This is a genomic window from Kitasatospora nipponensis (assembly GCF_039528135.1).
In the GTDB taxonomy this organism is placed as follows: Bacteria; Actinomycetota; Actinomycetes; order Streptomycetales; family Streptomycetaceae; genus Kitasatospora; species Kitasatospora nipponensis.
Window position 1 is genome coordinate 1 of the sequence record NZ_BAAALF010000936.1, and the last position, 584, is coordinate 584.

A 584-nucleotide genomic window follows, 5' to 3' on the forward strand; every position below is an offset into this window, starting at 1 on the left:
GGCCCAGCCACCGGCCCTGGCCCAGCGACACCACGGCGGCGGTCAGCGCGAGCACACAGATGATCAGAGCGAAGAGGGCGTTGCGGGGCATGACGCGGGACTCCTAGGGCCGGGAACGGTCGGCCCCCATTCTCGCCGACCGTTCCGCCCGCTCCCGACGGGTCTATGAACTACTGGGATTGAGGGTGTTTTGGTGCACGCAGGTACCCACGTGTGCGTTTTCGTCCCGGCCTGTTGAGTCGTTGGGTCGGCTGTCGGTGGTGTGTGTGAGGGTTGGGGCACCGACTGGGAGGGGGATGACGTGACTCGTCCGAAGAAGAAGCTCCGGCGGATCGACGCGCCGTTCGTTTCCCTCGGCCCGCCGGGTGTGACGGTCCGTGACCGGCTCAAGGGCCTGACTCCCGAGGATGAGAAGGTGCTGCGGCTGGTCGGCGCGCATATGGGGGCTCTGGCGTCGAGGGACCTGAAGGTGCGCTGTGCAGACGGCCTGGATCACGACAATGGGACGTGGGCCGGGCGGAAGCGTGACTTGACCGTGTGGTCGTCGTCGCGGTGGGCCGGGAGTGTCACCAAGGCCACGCACG

1 pseudogene is annotated in these 584 nt (G+C 67.6%); it reads left to right on the forward strand.

The annotated features are described in order from the left end of the window. Positions 1-301 precede the first annotated feature (301 nt). Positions 302-584: pseudogene (locus ABD323_RS44155) on the forward strand (IS200/IS605 family accessory protein TnpB-related protein); the annotation flags it as partial.